We start from the raw sequence: 15,407 nt of genomic DNA on the forward strand, positions 1-15,407 counted from the left end.
GGGGCGGCGCCGACCGGTCAGAACACCTGTCGGTACAGCTCCTCGATCTGCTGCGCCGTGGGGACCACCGGGTTGTTGTTCGGCGAGCCCGAGGCAAGTGCCTGCTCCGCCATCAACGGGACGAGCTTCTCCCACTTGTCCGCATCGAGACCGTGCGCGCTCGGGGACGGCACTTCGACTGTTGCGCAGAGCTTCTCGATGTAGCTGACCAGTGCTGCCGAAGCTACGTCGTCGCTGTCGCCTTCATGCGCGGCACCGAGTTGCCGACCGCACTCGGCGTACCGCTCGGGGGCGCCGGGGATGGAGAACGCGGTGATCGCGGGGAGCAGCATCGCATTCGACAAGCCGTGTGCGACATGGAAGTGGCCACCGATGGGTCGGCTCATGCCGTGCACCAGACACACGCTGGCGTTGGAGAACGCCATCCCGGCCTGGGTGGACGCGGCCATCATCGCGGCGCGCGCCTCGGCGTCGTCCCCGTCGGTGTACGCGCGTACGAGGAACCGTCCGATGGTGCGCATGGCGTTGAGGGCCAACGCATCGGAGATCGGGTTCGCCTTCTTGCTGACGTACGCCTCGATGGCGTGGGTCAACGCGTCGACACCGGTGTCCGCGGTGAGGCGTGGCGGCATGGACATCGTGAGTTCGGGGTCGACGACGGAGGCGATGGGGAGGAAGGACAGGCCGGGGCACAGCATCTTCTCGTCCGACTCGCTGTCGGTGATGACGGTGAACTGCGTTGCTTCCGAACCGCTTCCGGCCGTGGTCGGGATGGCGATGATGGGCAGCGCCGGTCCGGTGTACGGGCCGGGTGCCTTGTAGTCGCGCATGACGCCGCCGCCCTTGCTCAGCACCGACAGTGCCTTCGCGGTGTCCATGGGGCTCCCGCCGCCGAAGCCGATGACGGCGTCCGCGTCGTGCGCTGCGACGGCGGCGACCCCGGCGGTGAGGGAGTCGGTGGTGGGGTCGGGAACCGTCTCGGCGAACAGCGCGCCGGTCTTGCCGGCGGCCGCGATGATGCCCATGACGCGGTCCGCTGCACCCGTGCTGACAATGAACTTGTCGGTCACGAGGAGGGGGCGCTCGACTCCGAGGTCGTCGAGTACCTGGCCGAGGTCCTCGACGGCGCCGGGTCCCATACGCAGGAAGCGGGGAAAGGAAATGGATGTCGACATCGTCGTCGTGCTCCTTCTCGTGGTCGGGCGTGCGTGAAGCGGAAATGCCGATGCCGCACCGCCTCCCGAACTGCGGAGAGACGATGCGGCGCGGCGTGGACCTGACTAGTCGTTCTCGGGGAATCCGAGGTTGATGCCGCCGTGGCTCGGGTCGAGCCAGCGGGAGGTGACGGCCTTGGCGCGGGTGAAGAAGTGCACGCCCTCGGTGCCGTGGGCGTGGGTGTCGCCGAAGAGGCTGTTCTTCCAGCCACCGAAGCTGTAGTACGCCATGGGAACCGGGATCGGCACGTTGATGCCGATCATGCCGACCTCGACCTCGTTCTGGAAGCGTCGGGCGGCGCCACCGTCGTTGGTGAAGATGGCGGTGCCGTTGCCGTAGGGGTTGTCGTTGATCAGCTGCAGCGCCTCGTCGTACGTGTCGACGCGGACGACGGAGAGCACCGGTCCGAAGATCTCGTCGGTGTAGATGCTCATCTCGGGGGTGACGTGGTCGATGAGGGTGGGTCCGAGCCAGAAGCCCTCGTCTCCGCCGTCGGCCTTCACGGTGCGGCCGTCGACGACGATGGTGGCGCCGGACTCCTCGCCCGCGTCGACGTAGGAGGCGACCTTGTCGCGGTGCGCCTTGGTCACCAGTGGGCCCATGTCTGCGCCGCGGGTGCCGTCGCCGGTCTTGAGCGGGGTGGTGCGCTCGGCGATCTTGGCGACCAGCTCGTCTGCGATGTCGCCGACCGCGACGAGGGCGGAGATGGCCATGCAGCGCTCACCGGCGGAGCCGAAGCCGGCGTTGACCATGGCGTCGGCAGCGAGGTCGAGGTCGGCATCGGGGAGCACGATGGCGTGGTTCTTGGCGCCGCCGAGGGCCTGGACGCGCTTGCCGTGCGAGGTGCCCGTGGCGTAGACGTACTGCGCGATGGGGGTGGAGCCGACGAAGCTGATGGACTTGATGTTGCGGTTCTCGAGCAGCTCGTCGACGGCCGTCTTGTCACCCTGGAGAACGTTGAAGACGCCGTCGGGCAGGCCCGCTTCCTTCCACAGCTCGGCGATCCAGATGCTCGCCGTCGGGTCCTTCTCGGACGGCTTGAGCACGACGGTGTTGCCGGCGGCGATGGCGATGGGGAAGAACCACATCGGCACCATGGCCGGGAAGTTGAACGGGCTGATGATGCCGACGGGTCCGAGCGGCTGGCGCAGGGAGAAGACGTCGACTCCGGTGGAGGCGTTCTCGGTGAAGCCGCCCTTGAGCAGATGCGGGATACCGCAGGCGAATTCGACGACTTCCTGGCCGCGGCTGATCTCGCCGAGCGCGTCGGAGAGGACCTTGCCGTGCTCGGCGGTGATGATCTCGGCGAGTTCGCCCTTCTTCGCGTTGAGCAGTTCGCGGAAGTTGAAGAGGATCGCGGTGCGCTTGGACAGCGAGGTGTCGCGCCAGGCGGGGAAGGCGGCGGTGGCCGAGTCGATGACGACGCGGGCATCCTCGACGGTGGCGAGAGCGAGCTCGCCGGTGACCTGACCGGTGGCCGGGTTGGTGACGGGGGAGGTCTTGTCGGAGGTGCCGGCGAACGGCTTGCCGTCCACCCAGTGCGTGATCGTGTTCACGGAGATTCCTTCGGTCGAGTGCTGGCCTGTGACCTGAGTCTCCCTAGCAGAATTGCGTCTGTCAAAGGCCAAAGGCGCACTCTCGCGTGCAGATCTGCACGTGGTGGGTACGCTCACGGCATGTTCTCCGCCGATCACCTCCGCTTCTTCCTGGAGGTCTCGCGCCACGGGCGCCTCAACGACGCCTCGCGAGTGCTGGGTGTCGACCACACGACGGTGGGCCGCCGCATCACCAGTCTGGAGAAGGCGGCGGGCCATCGACTCTTCGATCGCACGCCGTCGGGCTGGCGGCTGACGGAGGCGGGGCGGCGCCTCGTGGGCTACGCGGAGACGGTGGAGTCGACGCTGATCGCGGCGTTCGAGGACCAGACGACGTCCGTGGGATCGCTGACCGGCTCCGTGCGGATCGCCGCCCCGGACGGTTTCGGTGCCTTCGTGCTCACGCCGCAGCTGACGCGGCTGCGCCGGGACCACCCCCGACTCGACGTCGAGCTGGTCACCGCCACGGAGCACGACGCGCTGAGCACCCGCGGCTTCGACGTCGCCGTGAGCCTGGAGCGGCCGTCACCGCGATTCATGTCATCGCGGAAGCTGGCGTCGTACGAGCTCAAGCTGTACGCGTCACCGTCCTACCTCCGCGCCGCGCCCGCACTGGAGAGCCTCGACGACCTGCGTCGGCACGTCCTCATCTGGTACGTCGACGCGCTGTTGGACGTGGTGCCGCTGCGCATCCTCGACGCCATGCACCTCGACGGTCGACCGCAGTTCCAGACCAACAACATCACCGGGCACTGGCTCGCGGCCCGCCACGGGCTCGGGATCGCACCGTTGCCCAACTACATCGGCGAGCCGGACGACCAGCTGGTCTGTGTGTTGCCCGACGAGTTCGCCGTGCGACGCGACTACTGGACCGCGATGCCTCGCGACCTCACGCGACTGGCGCGGGTGAAGGCCGTCGACGAACTACTGCGATCGATCGTCGCCGACGACGTGCACCTGCTGGCACCGGATGCGGACGATCAGTGAGCCCGTCGCGGTAGTGCGAAGACCAGGACGAACGCGAGCACGGCGAATCCGGCGCTGACTCCCATGGCGTGCGCCGCGCTGTCGGTGAACGCCGTCGCGACGGCGTCCTCACCGGGGCCCATGACGTTCAGCGAGCCGAAGAGGACGCTGCCGATGATGGCGATGCCGATCGCGCTGCCGACCCGCTGCATCGTCGAGATGACACCGCTGGCGGCGCCCGCGTCGGGCCGATCGACCGTCGCGACGATGAACTGCGCATTGGGAGCGATGAAGGCGCCGTTGCCCAGGCCTGCGATGAACAGGGGCAGCAGCAGCTTCCAGTTGGTCAGGGCCGACGCATCGGTGAACAGCAGGACCAACCAGGCCCACACGAGTCCCAGGGTGACGAGGGCCGTACCGAGCACCAGGACGTTACGGCCGAGACGTTCGGCCAGCCTGTTGGACTGCGACGACGAGATGATGCTGCCGATCGCGAACGGGATCGACACCACGCCCGAGGCGAGCGCCGAGTTGCCGAGACCGGTCTGCCACAAGATCGAGATGGTGAAGAAGATCGACGTGAAGGCAGCGAAGTAGACGAGGGCGAGAATGACCCCGCCGGTGAACGCGGGCCGGGTGAACAGTCGCGGCGGGACAAGAGGGGTGCGGCCGGCACGCGAGTAGCGCACCTCCCACGCGCCGAACAGCCCGATGAGCACGATGCCGGCGCCGAGTGTCACATACGTCCAGGTCGGCCATCCGGTGTCCTGGCCCTCGATGAGGGGGACCAGGATCGCGACGAGACCTGCCGTGACGAGTGCGAGACCCACCCAGTCGATACCGCGCGCGGGGGCGTCGGGGGAGTCGATCCCGGAGCGGGTCGGCAAGATCTTCGCGGCCAGGATCAAGCCGATGAGTCCGAACGGCAGGTTGACCCAGAAGACCAACCGCCACCCGCTCTCGCTGCCGGCGGCCTCGATGATCAGACCGCCGATGATGGGGCCCAGTGCGGACGAGACGCCGATGACGGCGCCCATGATGGCGAAGGCCTTGCCCCGCATCTGCGGCGGGAACAGCAACTGGATGTAGGCGGTGACGGCGGGGACGAAGATGCCGCCCGCGAGTCCCTGCACGATGCGCGCCGCGACGAGCTGCAGATCGTTCTGCGCGAGTCCACACGCGAGGCTGGCCATCGTGAAGAGGGCGAGTCCGGTGAAGAACACCCACTTGTGGCCGATGCGGTCGCCCACCCGACCCGCCGGGATCAGTGCCAGGCCGAACGCGAGCGCGTATCCGGAGATGATCCAGGACAGGGTGGCCTCGGACGCGTCGAGGCTCGTGCGGATGGTGGGGAGCGCGACGTTGACGATGGTCGTGTCGAGCAGGGCGATGAACATGCCCATGAGCAGGACGATCAACGACTGCCAGGCGCGTCGGGAGACCGCGGGGGCCGCGTTGTCGGCCGAGGTGGAAGTGGTGGACACCCGAGAAACCTTTCGCACAGGACAGGAACTGACGACCGTATTCGGTGAAGACGTGAGTCTCGGACCGGTCGTGGCCGCATTCTCTAGAGTTGCGTGCACCACGGAGCGCGGCGCACGGGGTGCAGCGTTCCCCGCGGGACGCGCACGCAATCACCGCTTCGCCGGTGACGGAAACGAGGGGGATCTTCGATGACACATGCGTTCACGGACGATGCGTTGGGGCGCGACGACGCGGTGGGGCTCGCGCTGCGAGTGCGCCGGCGCGAGGTCTCCGCCGCGGAACTCGCGTCGGCGGCACTCTCGCGCATCGAGAAGATGGCCGAGTTGGACGCGCTGGTGGGGCCACCACTGACGACTCCCGTCGTCGGCGACCAGGCGGGGCCGTTCGCGGGTGTGCCGACGCTGATCAAGGACAACAGCGACGTCCGAGGGCTGCCGACGGGCCAGGGCTCCGAGATCATCCGTGCTCGTCCCGCGGACCGGCACGGTCCCGTGGCCCGCGAGATGCTCTCGATGGGGTTCGGTGTCATGGCCAAGACGACGCTGCCGGAGTTCGGTCTCAGCGCGTCGACCGAGTTCCCGACCCGGCCGCCCACCCGGAACCCCTGGAACACCGAGTACTCGACGGGCGCGTCCTCGGGCGGATCCGCGGCGCTGGTGGCGGCGGGGGCGGTTCCCCTCGCACACGGCAACGACGGCGGCGGCTCGATCCGGATCCCAGCGGCCTGCACGGGGCTCGTGGGCCTCAAGCCGTCGCGCGGCAGGTTCGTGCTGCCGGCGCTGGAGAAGCTGCTGCCCGTCGCGATCGTCTCCGAGGGCGTGCTGACGCGCAGTGTCCGTGACACCGCCGCGTTCTGGGCAGCGGCCGATCACGCGAGTGCACGACGCCTGCGACCGATCGGCACCGTGACGGGCCCGTCGGCGCGGCGACTGCGGGTCGGTGTGATCCGGCAGTCGCCCGCGGGCGGCCCCACCGACGTCGAGACGCTCGCCGCGCTGGACGACGCCGCCGCGCTCCTCGATCGCCTCGGTCACACGGTGGACGAGATGACCACCGTGCCGATCGACCCACGCTTTCCCGAGGACTTCGTCGAGTACTGGTCGTTCCTCGCCTACGTTCTGCAGAAGACGACGCCGCGTCTCGAGGGCCGCACGGAACGCGACTTCGACACGCTCACCGTGGGACTCGCGGACCGCTTCCGTCGTACGCGGTACCGATTGCCGTCGGTGGTGCGTCGACTGCGCAGGGCCGGTGCCGACTACGCCTCGATGTTCGCGAGCGTCGACCTGGTGCTGTCCCCGGTGCTCGGGCACACCACGCCGCGGCTGGGGCATCTGTCGCCGCACGTGCCGTTCGACGAGTACCTCGAGAGGCTCACGTCCTACGCCGCGTTCACTCCGCTGCACAACGTGGCGGGAGCGCCGGCGATGTCGCTGCCGCTGGGGCGCTCGAGCGCCGGACTGCCGGTGGGGGTCATGTTCTCCGGTGTGCAGGGCGACGAGCGAACGCTGCTCGAGGTGGCCTTCGAGATCGAGGGCGCGGCACCGTGGCGTTCCCTCGCCGACTGACACGAGAACGTCGCCCGTTCTCCGTGTTGCGACCCCCGACGGGCCGGCGGGTGCCTAGTGTTCTGGGACAGGGGGCGACCCGAGCCCGCTGACAGGCACGAACGTCGGAGGAACACATGTCCGCAGGGCTCGTCGACATCCTGATCCGCATCAGCTACCTGTTCCGCGGCTGGAGCTTCTAGTCAGGCGTTCGGGTTCGCCACGTTCTGCAGTCGCACCTGACCGCGGGCGATCTCCTTACCTGAGTCGGCGCTGGTGATGATCACCTGCCAGAGCTGCTGTACCCGACCCTGTTGCAGCGGGGTGGCGACCACGTCGACCCGCCCCTCGGTCATCGACCGGAGGAAGTCCGTTCCGTTGTGGACGCCGACGGCGAACTGTCCGCGGTCCGAGACCGCCACGCTCGCACCGATACTCGCGGCCGATTCGACGGCCGAGGCGTAGACGCCGCCGTGCACGACGCCCCACGGGGTGTGATGATCGCTCGTCAGATCGATGTGTCCGCGTACCTCGGTGCCGGTGGCCGTGGTGACCTGCAGCCCGGCTGCGGCGGTGAAGACGGTGTCGGCGAAGTTCTGTAGGTCGGTCATGGGGTCTCCTGTGTAGGCGGACCCACAGTCAACCCCAACGAGCTCAGCGTCGGTCGACGTGTCCACCGAACACGATGGAGGCGTCGGCGAGTGTCACGCTCACGGTCGGCGTGCGTCCGTGCAGGTGACCCAGCGGACCGTCCGATGCGAACGTCCACGTCGTCGACAGCGCGCGGGTGGTCGCGTAGATCGTGTTGCGGGACACGACGGTGCGACCGCCGAGGTGCTGTGCGGTGGTGAGCGGAATGCGCGGCGTGCCCGGTGTGAGTCGGCGCCCGACCCGCGCGTCGAGCGCCGCGACGGGGGCACCGTCGAACGTCATCGACGCGGTGACACGCGGCCCGCTCGTCTCGCGGCGGAATTCGCCCAGATGCTTCGGTATGGACCACAGTTCGCGCCCACCGGTGCGGGACTGCGGACTGTCGACCCAGATGTGCGGGATGGTGGCCATGACGGTGAGGCCGCGCCGGACGAGTACCGAGCCGATCAACTCGTCGTAGGACAGGACGCCGCCCGAGGTATAGCGCACGAAGGCCGCGGAGACGACAGCGTGCCCGCCGACCGTCACCAGCCGGGCATCGGCGTCGGACACGGCGGACACCACGTCCTGCGGGAGCTCGTGGACGGGAACGCGGTAGACCGACACCAGCAGGGTGCCGCCGAGGTACCAGGGCTCCGGCGGATACAGCTCGCCGTCCGCGCCGGTGTGCCAGTCCTGCGTCCGCGTCGACTCCGTCATGCGCACAGGGTAGCCGAATACGTGGACGTCCGACTATCTGACCATGACGCGGCGGATAGGATCGCAGACGATGATCACCGCACCCGCCGTCGGAATCGTGTCCGGATACCTCGCCGACCTGATGCTGGGGGATCCACGACGCCGTCATCCCGTGGCCGCCTTCGGATCTCTCGCCGCCGCCCTCGAGACGCGGACGTACCGGGACGACCGACTCGCCGGAACCGTCCACACCGCACTGCTCGTCGGTGGAGCCGTCGGCGCGACGGCCGCGGCGGATCGACTCGTGCGCGATCACCCGGTTCCGCGAGCGACGCTGACGGCCGCCGCGGTCTGGGCGTGTCTCGGCGGAACGACGCTGGCCCGCACGGGTCTCGCGCTGGCCGACGCCCTCGACGCCAACGATCTTCCGGCCGCGCGGGCGATTCTGCCGTCGCTCTGCGGGCGTGATCCCGCTCTGCTGGACGACGCGGGCGCGGCGCGGGCGGCGCTCGAATCGGTGGCCGAGAACACGTCGGACGCGACGACGGGCGTGCTCTTCTGGGCCGCGGTGGCAGGGGCTCCCGGCGCTGTCGGCTACCGCGCGGTCAACACCCTCGACGCGATGATCGGCTACCACTCGCCGCGCTACGAACGGTTCGGATGGTGTGCCGCCCGGCTCGACGACGTGGTCAACCTGATCCCCGCCCGACTCACCGGACTCCTCACGGCAGCATCGGCGCCGACGGTGGGTGGGACGCCGCGGGACGCCCTGGCCGCGTGGCGCGCGAGCGCGTCCGACCATCCGAGCCCGAATGCCGGAGTGACCGAGTCGACTGCCGCGGGCGCCCTCGGAGTACGGCTCGGCGGCGAGACGGCCTACGCGCACGGTGTCGAACAGCGGCCCGTCCTGGGCCGGGGAAGCGTCCCCACGACGAACGATCTGCGGCGTGCGGTGCGCCTGTCGGCCGCGGTGCAGGCGAGCGCCGCGGCGGTGTCAGCGCTTCTTGCCGTAGCGATCGGTCAGCAGCGTCGTCGACTCGGCCGCGGGCGCCGACTTCCTTCGTAGGCCTCGCCGCGGCTTCAGCAGCGCGTCCAGTCCGTCGTCGTACTCGTCGGGAGCGGCGGTGGGCTCGAGATCGTTGCTCGGTTCGAGATCGTCACTCGACTCGGCGTTGCCACGCCGCCGTTCCTTGATCTCGGCGCGCACGAAGTACGCCAGACCCAGCGGAGCCATGATGCCGAACGCCAGCCACTGCAACCCGTAGGACAGGTAAGGCCCGGCGTCGAGCTGCGGCAGCGCGAGAACACCGAGACCGCCGGGCTGCGCGTCGGCGAGCTGCACGTACCCGTCGACCGGATCGGTGCCGGTCAACTCACCGACCTGGGCGGGCGTGATCGTGTAGACCTGCGGGACCCCGGGACCGGCGACGGCGGGCTTGTCCGGAACCGACGGTTCCGAGACGCGCAGGCGGCCCTCCAGCGTGACGGTGCCGGCCGGCGGGGGATCGAAGGTCGGGACGTCGATACCCGTGGTGGGCAGCACGTAGCCGCGGTTCACCAGGATCGTGGGCCCGGCGTCGGTGACGAACGGGGTGAGGACCTCGAAGGCCGGGGTGTCGTCGACGCTGCGCAGGCGGACCACCACATCGCTGTCGGCGTCGTACGTCCCGGTGACCACGACCCGTCGCCAGTCGTCCTCGGGGGCGACGACCTGCTCGGTCAACAGGTCGGCAGCATCGACCGGTTCCGCGTCGAAGGAGCGGCTGATCTGCTCGTTCCGCGCCGACGTGGTGGTGTTCTTGCCCAGTTGCCAGGGCGCGAGAACGGAGAAGCAGAGGTACGCGAAGAGGATGACGACAGCCGCGAGTGCCAACCACCCGGGACGGAGAAGGAACGACAGTCGGCGCACGACTACACAGCGTAGTCGTCGCGTCGCGACGGGGGTGTCAGTGCTGCGTGAGGGCCTCGAGTAGACCGGGGACGGCCGCCTCGATCTGCTCGCGCACCGTCCGGAAGTCGCCGTCGTCGCCATAGTACGGATCGGCCACCGAGTCGGAATCGGCGTCCGGGTCGAACGAGCGCAGCAGTGCCAGCCGGTCCGCGGGGACGCCGAGGCGACGGAGGTCGCGCTCGTGAGTTCGATCCAGCGCGACGACGAGGTCCGCACCCAGGATCTCGGCATCGACGGTGCGGGCGCGATGGGCCGACGGGTAGCCGTGCGACTCCAGCTCGGCAGCGGCGCGCGGGTCGGCGGCGTCGCCGACGTGCCAGTCGCCCGTGCCGGCGCTGGTGACGCGCACCCGGTCGTCCATCCCGGCATCCGCGAGGGCCTGCGTCACGATCTTCTCGGCCATCGGCGACCGACAGATGTTGCCCGTGCAGACGAAGGTCACGTGCACCGTCATGCCGCGTCCGTCGTGAGCGAGGAGAGCAACGTGGTGAGTTCCGCCGCCGATCCGACGGACCACGAGGCCGCGTCGTGCTCGGACTCGAATCCATATCCCCACCGGACCAGGACGACGGGGATGCCCCAGTGCCCGGCGCCGAACACGTCGTGGTCGCGGTCGCCGACCATCACCACCGACGCGGTACCGCCCTCGGCCGTGGACCGAGCCGGGCGCCCCACCTGCTCGAGTGCGCGCGCGACGACGTCCGCCTTGGACCGGCGGCTGCCGTCGTCGCTGGCGCCCGCGATGAAGCGGAAGTAGTCGGCCAGGCCGAAGTGTTCGAGAATGCGCCGTGCGAATCGTTCGTTCTTCGACGTCGCGACCGCCATCGGGACACCGGCGGCCACGAGCGCGTCCAGCACGTCGACGATGCCCTCGTACACCCGGTTCTCGGACCAGCCGCGGCTGTCGTAGTACTCCGTGTAGGCGGCGCGGGCGCGCTCGACCCTGTCCTCGTCGAGACCGAGGGACCGGAACGTGTCGATCATCGGCGGACCGATGACGTGCGCCCGGACGTCGTCGCCGGGCGGCGGGCTCCCCACCGTCGCGAGCGCGTGATCGAAACCGGCGAGGATGCCGGGTGCGGAATCGGTGAGGGTGCCGTCGAGGTCGAAGAGGACGAGGTCGACGGCTGTGGTGGACATGGGGGTCAGTATATGGAGCGCCTACAGTCACCCGAGTGACAGGCGACGCCCGTATCGATCCGCTGCTTCGCCACCACGGCGACGTGGAGGTCGAGGCGGGCATGCTCGACTTCGCGGTGAACGTTCGTGGGTCCCGGCCCCCCGAGTGGTTGCGGCGCAGACTGATCGAGGCGGTCGACCGACTCGCGGCGTATCCGTCCGAGGCCGAGGACCGGCGGGTTCGTGACCGAGTGGCGTTGCGCCACGGTCGATCTCCGGACGAGGTGCTGTTGCTCGCCGGAGCGGCCGAAGGATTCGCGATGCTGCCTCGGCTGCGCCCGCGCCTCGCCGCGGTCGTCCACCCGTCCTTCACCGAGCCGGAGTTCGCCCTGCGCAGTGCCGACGTCCCGGTGCATCGGGTTGTCCTGCCCGCGCCGTACCGGCTCGTCGACGCCGCCGTTCCGCACGACGCCGACCTGGTGGTGCTGGGCAATCCCACCAACCCGACGTCGGTCGGCCATCCCCGCGCGGACGTGCTCGCACTCCGGGCGGAGGGACGCGTGCTCGTCGTGGACGAGGCATTCGCCGACACCGTGCCCGGCGAGCCCGAGTCCCTGGCGTCGCAGTCTCGTCCCGACGTTGTGGTGCTGCGCAGCCTCACCAAGTCGTTCGCCCTCGCGGGGCTGCGGTGCGGGTACGCGCTCGGAGCGCCGGACGTCCTCGCCACACTGAACCGGGGCCGACCCCACTGGCCGCTGGGCACCCTGCAACTGGCCGCGATCGAGGCGTGCTGCGAACCCGACGCCGTCGCGTCCGTGGACGCCGACGCGCTCGTGCTCGCCCGCGAGCGGCAGTACCTCGTCGAACGGCTCCGCGTACTCGGGGTGGAGGTGACGGCACCGGCGACGGCGTCGTTCGTGCTCGTCCGCGCGGAGAACGGCGCAGCGATCCGGGCCGCGTTGCGGGACCGCGGCATCGCGGTCCGCCGAGGCGACACCTTTCCCGGCCTCGGCCCGGATCACCTGCGGATCGCGGTGCGGGGCGCGGACTCCGTCGACCGACTCGCCGACGCGTGGGGTGACGTGGTGCGCGAGATGGGCACACCTAGGGTCGAGTGATGGCATCGACGGGAACCGCAGCGCCCACCCTGGCCGAGATCATCGACGTGCTCGACGCGGCGTACCCGCCCCGGCTCGCCGAGAGCTGGGACTCGGTCGGTCTGGTGTGCGGCGATCCCGCGAACTCCGTGACCACCGTGATGTTCGCCGTCGACGCCACGGCCGCCGTCGTGGACGAGGCGATCACCGCCGGTGCCGATCTGCTCGTGGTGCACCACCCGCTGCTGCTGCGCGGCGTGGACACGGTCGGTGCCCACACGCCCAAGGGCGCGTTGGTGCATCGCCTGATCACGGCGGGGTGCGCTCTGTTCACCGCCCACACCAACGCGGACTCGGCGCAGCCCGGAGTGTCCGACGCGCTGGCGACACTGCTGGGCCTCACCGATCTGCGCCCGCTCGACGAGAAGTCGGACGGGGGCCTCGACAAGTGGGGTGTGTACGTCCCGGTGGCCGACGCCCCCGCCGTGCGGCAGGCCATGTTCGACGCGGGCGGCGGGTCGATCGGCGACTACCGCGAGTGCAGCTGGAGCGTCGTGGGCGACGGCCAGTTCCGTCCCGTCGACGACGCGCGGCCGGCGATCGGCACCGTCGGCACCGTCGAGTCGGTCGAGGAACGGCGTGTCGAGATGGTCGCTCCGCGCTCTGCACGCCCGGCCGTTCTCACCGCGCTGCGCTCGGCGCACCCCTACGAGGAAGTGGCGTTCGACGTCGTCGAGACGGCCGGGTTGCCGACCGACTGCGGGCTGGGCCGGATCGGGACGCTGGCCGAGCCGATGTCGTTGCGCGCCTTCGCCGACCGCGTCGGCAGCCGGCTCCCGTCCACTGCCTGGGGAGTGCGCGCCGCCGGCGATCCGGACGCGACGATCCGGCGGGTGGCTGTGTGCGGTGGCTCCGGGGACTCGATGCTCGGCGCCGTCACCGCAGCGGGTGTCGACGCCTACGTGACCTCCGACCTGCGACACCACGTGGCGGACGAACACCTGCGGGCCGGCGGACCCGCGCTGATCGACGTCGCGCACTGGGCGGGGGAGTTCCCGTGGTGCGCCCAGGCGCGCGACCTGCTGGACAGCGCGTTCGGTGATCGCGACGGCTGGACCACCCGGACACTGACGATCAGAACGGATCCGTGGAGCATCGGCGTCCGTCCCCCGCGGGACTAGTACCGTGACACGCGTGAACGTCGACCCGAAGATCCAGCTCTCCCTCCTCGACCTGGCCGCCATGGACACCGAACTGGCCCAGCTCGCACACCGTCGACGCACTCTTCCCGAGCAGGTCGAGCTCGATGCACTCGAACGCGAGCGGATCGACCGCAAGGACGCAGCCGTGGGCGTGCAGATCTCGCTCGACGATCTGGACCGGGACATTCGCAAGCTCGAGGGCGAGGTCGACGCCGTGCGCCGCCGCGAGGAGAAGGACCGCGCTGCGCTGGCCTCCGGCGCGGCTCCCGCGAAGCAGCTCAGCGAACTCCAGCACGAGCTGGGCAGCCTCGAGCGCCGCCGCGGCATCCTCGAGGACGAGTTGCTCGAGGTCATGGAGCAGCGCGAGGCGTCGCAGAGCGACTACGAGCACGCCGGTGCCAATCTGACACAGGTCGAGGACACGATCGTCGACGCCACCCGTCGACGCGACGACGCGCTCGCCGACGTCGAGAACGCCGAGCGCACTCGGTCGGCGCAGCGCGAGGAGCTCGCCGCGCAGCTGCCCGCCGAGGTGTCCGCGATGTACGAGAAGCAGCGTGAGAGGTCGGGCATCGGTGCCGCCCTGCTGCGTGGTCGGCGCTGCGGTGCGTGCCGGATCGAGCTGGATCGCGGCGAGATCGCGCGCATCGCCGGCACCGCGCCCGACGTGGTCGTGCGGTGCTCGGAGTGCAACGCGATCCTGGTGCGCACCAACGAGTCCGGTCTGTGAGTCCCCATCCCGACTCCGTCCTGGTGGAGGCCGACGGGGGATCGCGAGGCAACCCCGGGCCCGCCGGCTACGGCGCCGTCGTGTGGGATGCGGCGCGAGCCACGGTGTTGGCCGAGCGCCGCGAACACCTGGGGGTGGTGACGAACAACGTCGCCGAGTACCGCGGACTGATCGCCGGTCTCGAGGCGGCCCGCGAACTCGGGGCCTCGCGCGTCTCGGTGCGGATGGACTCCAAGCTGGTGGTCGAGCAGATGTCCGGCCGCTGGAAGGTCAAGCACCCGGACATGATTCCGCTGCGCGCGCGAGCAGCCGCTGTCGCGGACACGTTCGACGACGTGCAGTACGCGTGGATCCCGCGCGCCGAGAACTCGCACGCCGACCGGCTGGCCAACCAGGCGATGGACGGTGAGGACGCGCTGCTCACCGGTGCGGCCGAGGTCGCGAGCGCGCCGACGCCGGTGTCGGAACGGCCTGCCTGGCAGTCCGTCTCGGGTGCCGCGACCCGCACGATCCTGCTGCGGCACGGCCAGACCGCCCTGTCGGTGGATCGTCGGTACTCCGGCCGAGGCAACCCGGAGCTCACCGAGCTCGGGCGAGCGCAGGCGGCGGCCGCGGCGCAGCGTGTCGCACTGCTGGGCGGCGTCGACGTCGTCCTGAGCTCACCGCTGGGCCGGGCGTTCGACACCGCGTCGGCCGTCTCCCGCGCGATCGACGTCCCCGTCACCGTCGTCGAGGATCTGACGGAGACGGACTTCGGCGAGTGGGAGGGCCTCACCTTCCTCGAGGCCACCGAGCGCGATCCCGAGCTGCATCGGCGGTGGATGGGCGACACGTCCGTCGCGCCTCCCGGCGGCGAGAGCTTCGACGCCGTCCTCGAACGGGTGCGCCGGGTCCGCGAGCAGATCGCGACCGAGTACGCGGGGAAGACCATCGTCGTGGTCTCGCACGTGACGCCCATCAAGACGCTCCTGCAGCTCGGCCTGGACGTCGGCCCGTCGATCCTCTACCGGATGCACCTCGACCTGGCGTCCATCAGCATCGTCGACTGGTTCGACGACGACGCGGCCTCCGTACGCCTGGTGAACGACACGTCCTTCCTCTGGGCCTGATGGAGGAACCGACACGTCGTTCCTCTGGGCCTGATGGAGGAACCGACACGTCATTCCTCTGG

Annotated in this window: 15 protein-coding genes; 7 read left to right on the plus strand and 8 right to left on the minus strand. The window is 69.9% G+C overall.

The genetic code is table 11. The features are described from left to right. Window positions 1–17: 17 nt before the first annotated feature. Together J4E04_RS07855 and J4E04_RS07860 are read right to left on the minus strand one after the other, a co-directional pair. Window positions 18–1,175 (minus strand): iron-containing alcohol dehydrogenase, encoded by a 1,158-nt coding sequence (locus J4E04_RS07855; RefSeq protein WP_490150308.1) that lies wholly within the window; start codon window positions 1,173–1,175, stop codon window positions 18–20. A 105-nt stretch (window positions 1,176–1,280) separates the two neighbouring features. Continuing rightward, window positions 1,281–2,771, minus strand: coding sequence for a CoA-acylating methylmalonate-semialdehyde dehydrogenase (locus J4E04_RS07860; protein ID WP_042575241.1), 1,491 nt, complete (start codon window positions 2,769–2,771; stop codon window positions 1,281–1,283). Window positions 2,772–2,891: 120 nt separating this feature from the next. On the opposite strand from J4E04_RS07860, the gene J4E04_RS07865 reads away from it, so the two are divergent. Then, window positions 2,892–3,797: a LysR family transcriptional regulator gene (locus J4E04_RS07865; RefSeq protein ID WP_328812610.1), complete on the plus strand. Its 906-nt coding sequence runs from the start codon at window positions 2,892–2,894 to the stop codon at window positions 3,795–3,797. Here the strand turns inward: J4E04_RS07865 and J4E04_RS07870 are convergent. Next, window positions 3,791–5,260: an MFS transporter gene (locus tag J4E04_RS07870; RefSeq protein ID WP_490150309.1), complete on the minus strand. Its 1,470-nt coding sequence runs from the start codon at window positions 5,258–5,260 to the stop codon at window positions 3,791–3,793. The genes J4E04_RS07865 and J4E04_RS07870 overlap by 7 nt on opposite strands. 189 nt (window positions 5,261–5,449) lie before the next feature. Between J4E04_RS07870 and J4E04_RS07875 the strand changes: the two genes are divergently transcribed. Continuing rightward, a complete protein-coding gene (locus J4E04_RS07875; RefSeq protein ID WP_490150310.1) occupies window positions 5,450–6,829 on the plus strand; it encodes an amidase in 1,380 nt (459 codons plus the stop codon). Window positions 6,830–7,011: 182 nt separating this feature from the next. Here the strand turns inward: J4E04_RS07875 and J4E04_RS07880 are convergent, their stop codons facing one another. Continuing rightward, window positions 7,012–7,419 (minus strand): PaaI family thioesterase, encoded by a 408-nt coding sequence (locus tag J4E04_RS07880; protein WP_056445720.1) that lies wholly within the window; start codon window positions 7,417–7,419, stop codon window positions 7,012–7,014. Between the two features lie 43 nt (window positions 7,420–7,462). Next, window positions 7,463–8,158 carry an acetoacetate decarboxylase family protein gene (locus J4E04_RS07885; RefSeq protein ID WP_490150311.1) on the minus strand — a complete coding sequence of 232 codons (696 nt, stop codon included), beginning with the start codon at window positions 8,156–8,158 and terminating at the stop codon, window positions 7,463–7,465. A 70-nt stretch (window positions 8,159–8,228) separates the two neighbouring features. Between J4E04_RS07885 and J4E04_RS07890 the strand changes: the two genes are divergently transcribed. After that, on the plus strand, window positions 8,229–9,203 hold the full coding sequence (locus J4E04_RS07890; protein ID WP_490150312.1) for a cobalamin biosynthesis protein: 975 nt from the start codon (window positions 8,229–8,231) through the stop codon (window positions 9,201–9,203). Here J4E04_RS07890 and J4E04_RS07895 read toward each other — a convergent pair. From J4E04_RS07895 to J4E04_RS07905, 3 genes are read right to left on the minus strand one after another with little or no spacing between them, the layout of a single operon-like run. Then, window positions 9,132–10,046 (minus strand): SURF1 family cytochrome oxidase biogenesis protein, encoded by a 915-nt coding sequence (locus J4E04_RS07895; protein WP_490150313.1) that lies wholly within the window; start codon window positions 10,044–10,046, stop codon window positions 9,132–9,134. The two genes, J4E04_RS07890 and J4E04_RS07895, sit on opposite strands and share 72 nt — an antisense overlap. A 37-nt stretch (window positions 10,047–10,083) precedes the next feature. Continuing rightward, on the minus strand, window positions 10,084–10,542 hold the full coding sequence (locus J4E04_RS07900; RefSeq protein ID WP_027505775.1) for a low molecular weight protein-tyrosine-phosphatase: 459 nt from the start codon (window positions 10,540–10,542) through the stop codon (window positions 10,084–10,086). Then, complete coding sequence (locus J4E04_RS07905) at window positions 10,539–11,228, minus strand: HAD-IA family hydrolase (RefSeq protein WP_027505776.1); 690 nt, start codon at window positions 11,226–11,228, stop codon at window positions 10,539–10,541. The genes J4E04_RS07900 and J4E04_RS07905 overlap by 4 nt, the downstream gene beginning before the upstream one ends. 35 nt (window positions 11,229–11,263) lie before the next feature. Here J4E04_RS07905 and cobC point away from each other — a divergent pair, with 35 nt between their 5' ends. From cobC to J4E04_RS07925, 4 genes are read left to right on the plus strand one after another with little or no spacing between them, the layout of a single operon-like run. After that, the gene (gene cobC / locus J4E04_RS07910; protein ID WP_490150314.1) at window positions 11,264–12,325 is read left to right on the plus strand and encodes an Rv2231c family histidinol phosphate aminotransferase CobC; all 1,062 of its coding nucleotides are present in this window, start codon (window positions 11,264–11,266) and stop codon (window positions 12,323–12,325) included. Further along, a complete protein-coding gene (locus tag J4E04_RS07915) occupies window positions 12,325–13,485 on the plus strand; it encodes a Nif3-like dinuclear metal center hexameric protein (protein WP_490150315.1) in 1,161 nt (386 codons plus the stop codon). Before cobC ends, J4E04_RS07915 begins: the two co-directional genes overlap by 1 nt. A 13-nt stretch (window positions 13,486–13,498) precedes the next feature. Next, window positions 13,499–14,236, plus strand: coding sequence for a zinc ribbon domain-containing protein (locus J4E04_RS07920; protein WP_027505779.1), 738 nt, complete (start codon window positions 13,499–13,501; stop codon window positions 14,234–14,236). Further along, window positions 14,233–15,345, plus strand: a complete 1,113-nt coding sequence (locus J4E04_RS07925) for a bifunctional RNase H/acid phosphatase (RefSeq protein ID WP_490150316.1) — start codon at window positions 14,233–14,235, stop codon at window positions 15,343–15,345. Before J4E04_RS07920 ends, J4E04_RS07925 begins: the two co-directional genes overlap by 4 nt. The last annotated feature ends 62 nt before the right edge of the window (window positions 15,346–15,407 follow it).

The organism is Rhodococcus sp. NFXS4 (genome assembly GCF_058139645.1).

What these genes read in the sequence shown, in the direction of transcription:
- J4E04_RS07905 (WP_027505776.1), bottom strand. Translation starts at nt 11,228, where the DNA reads ATGTCCACCACAGCCGTCGACCTCGTCCTCTTCGACCTCGACGGCACC.
- J4E04_RS07900 (WP_027505775.1), bottom strand. Translation starts at nt 10,542, where the DNA reads ATGACGGTGCACGTGACCTTCGTCTGCACGGGCAACATCTGTCGGTCG.
- J4E04_RS07885 (WP_490150311.1), bottom strand. Translation starts at nt 8,158, where the DNA reads ATGACGGAGTCGACGCGGACGCAGGACTGGCACACCGGCGCGGACGGC.
- J4E04_RS07880 (WP_056445720.1), bottom strand. Translation starts at nt 7,419, where the DNA reads ATGACCGACCTACAGAACTTCGCCGACACCGTCTTCACCGCCGCAGCC.
- J4E04_RS07855 (WP_490150308.1), bottom strand. Translation starts at nt 1,175, where the DNA reads ATGTCGACATCCATTTCCTTTCCCCGCTTCCTGCGTATGGGACCCGGC.
- J4E04_RS07890 (WP_490150312.1), top strand. Translation starts at nt 8,229, where the DNA reads ATGATCACCGCACCCGCCGTCGGAATCGTGTCCGGATACCTCGCCGAC.
- J4E04_RS07875 (WP_490150310.1), top strand. Translation starts at nt 5,450, where the DNA reads ATGACACATGCGTTCACGGACGATGCGTTGGGGCGCGACGACGCGGTG.
- J4E04_RS07915 (WP_490150315.1), top strand. Translation starts at nt 12,325, where the DNA reads ATGGCATCGACGGGAACCGCAGCGCCCACCCTGGCCGAGATCATCGAC.
- J4E04_RS07865 (WP_328812610.1), top strand. Translation starts at nt 2,892, where the DNA reads ATGTTCTCCGCCGATCACCTCCGCTTCTTCCTGGAGGTCTCGCGCCAC.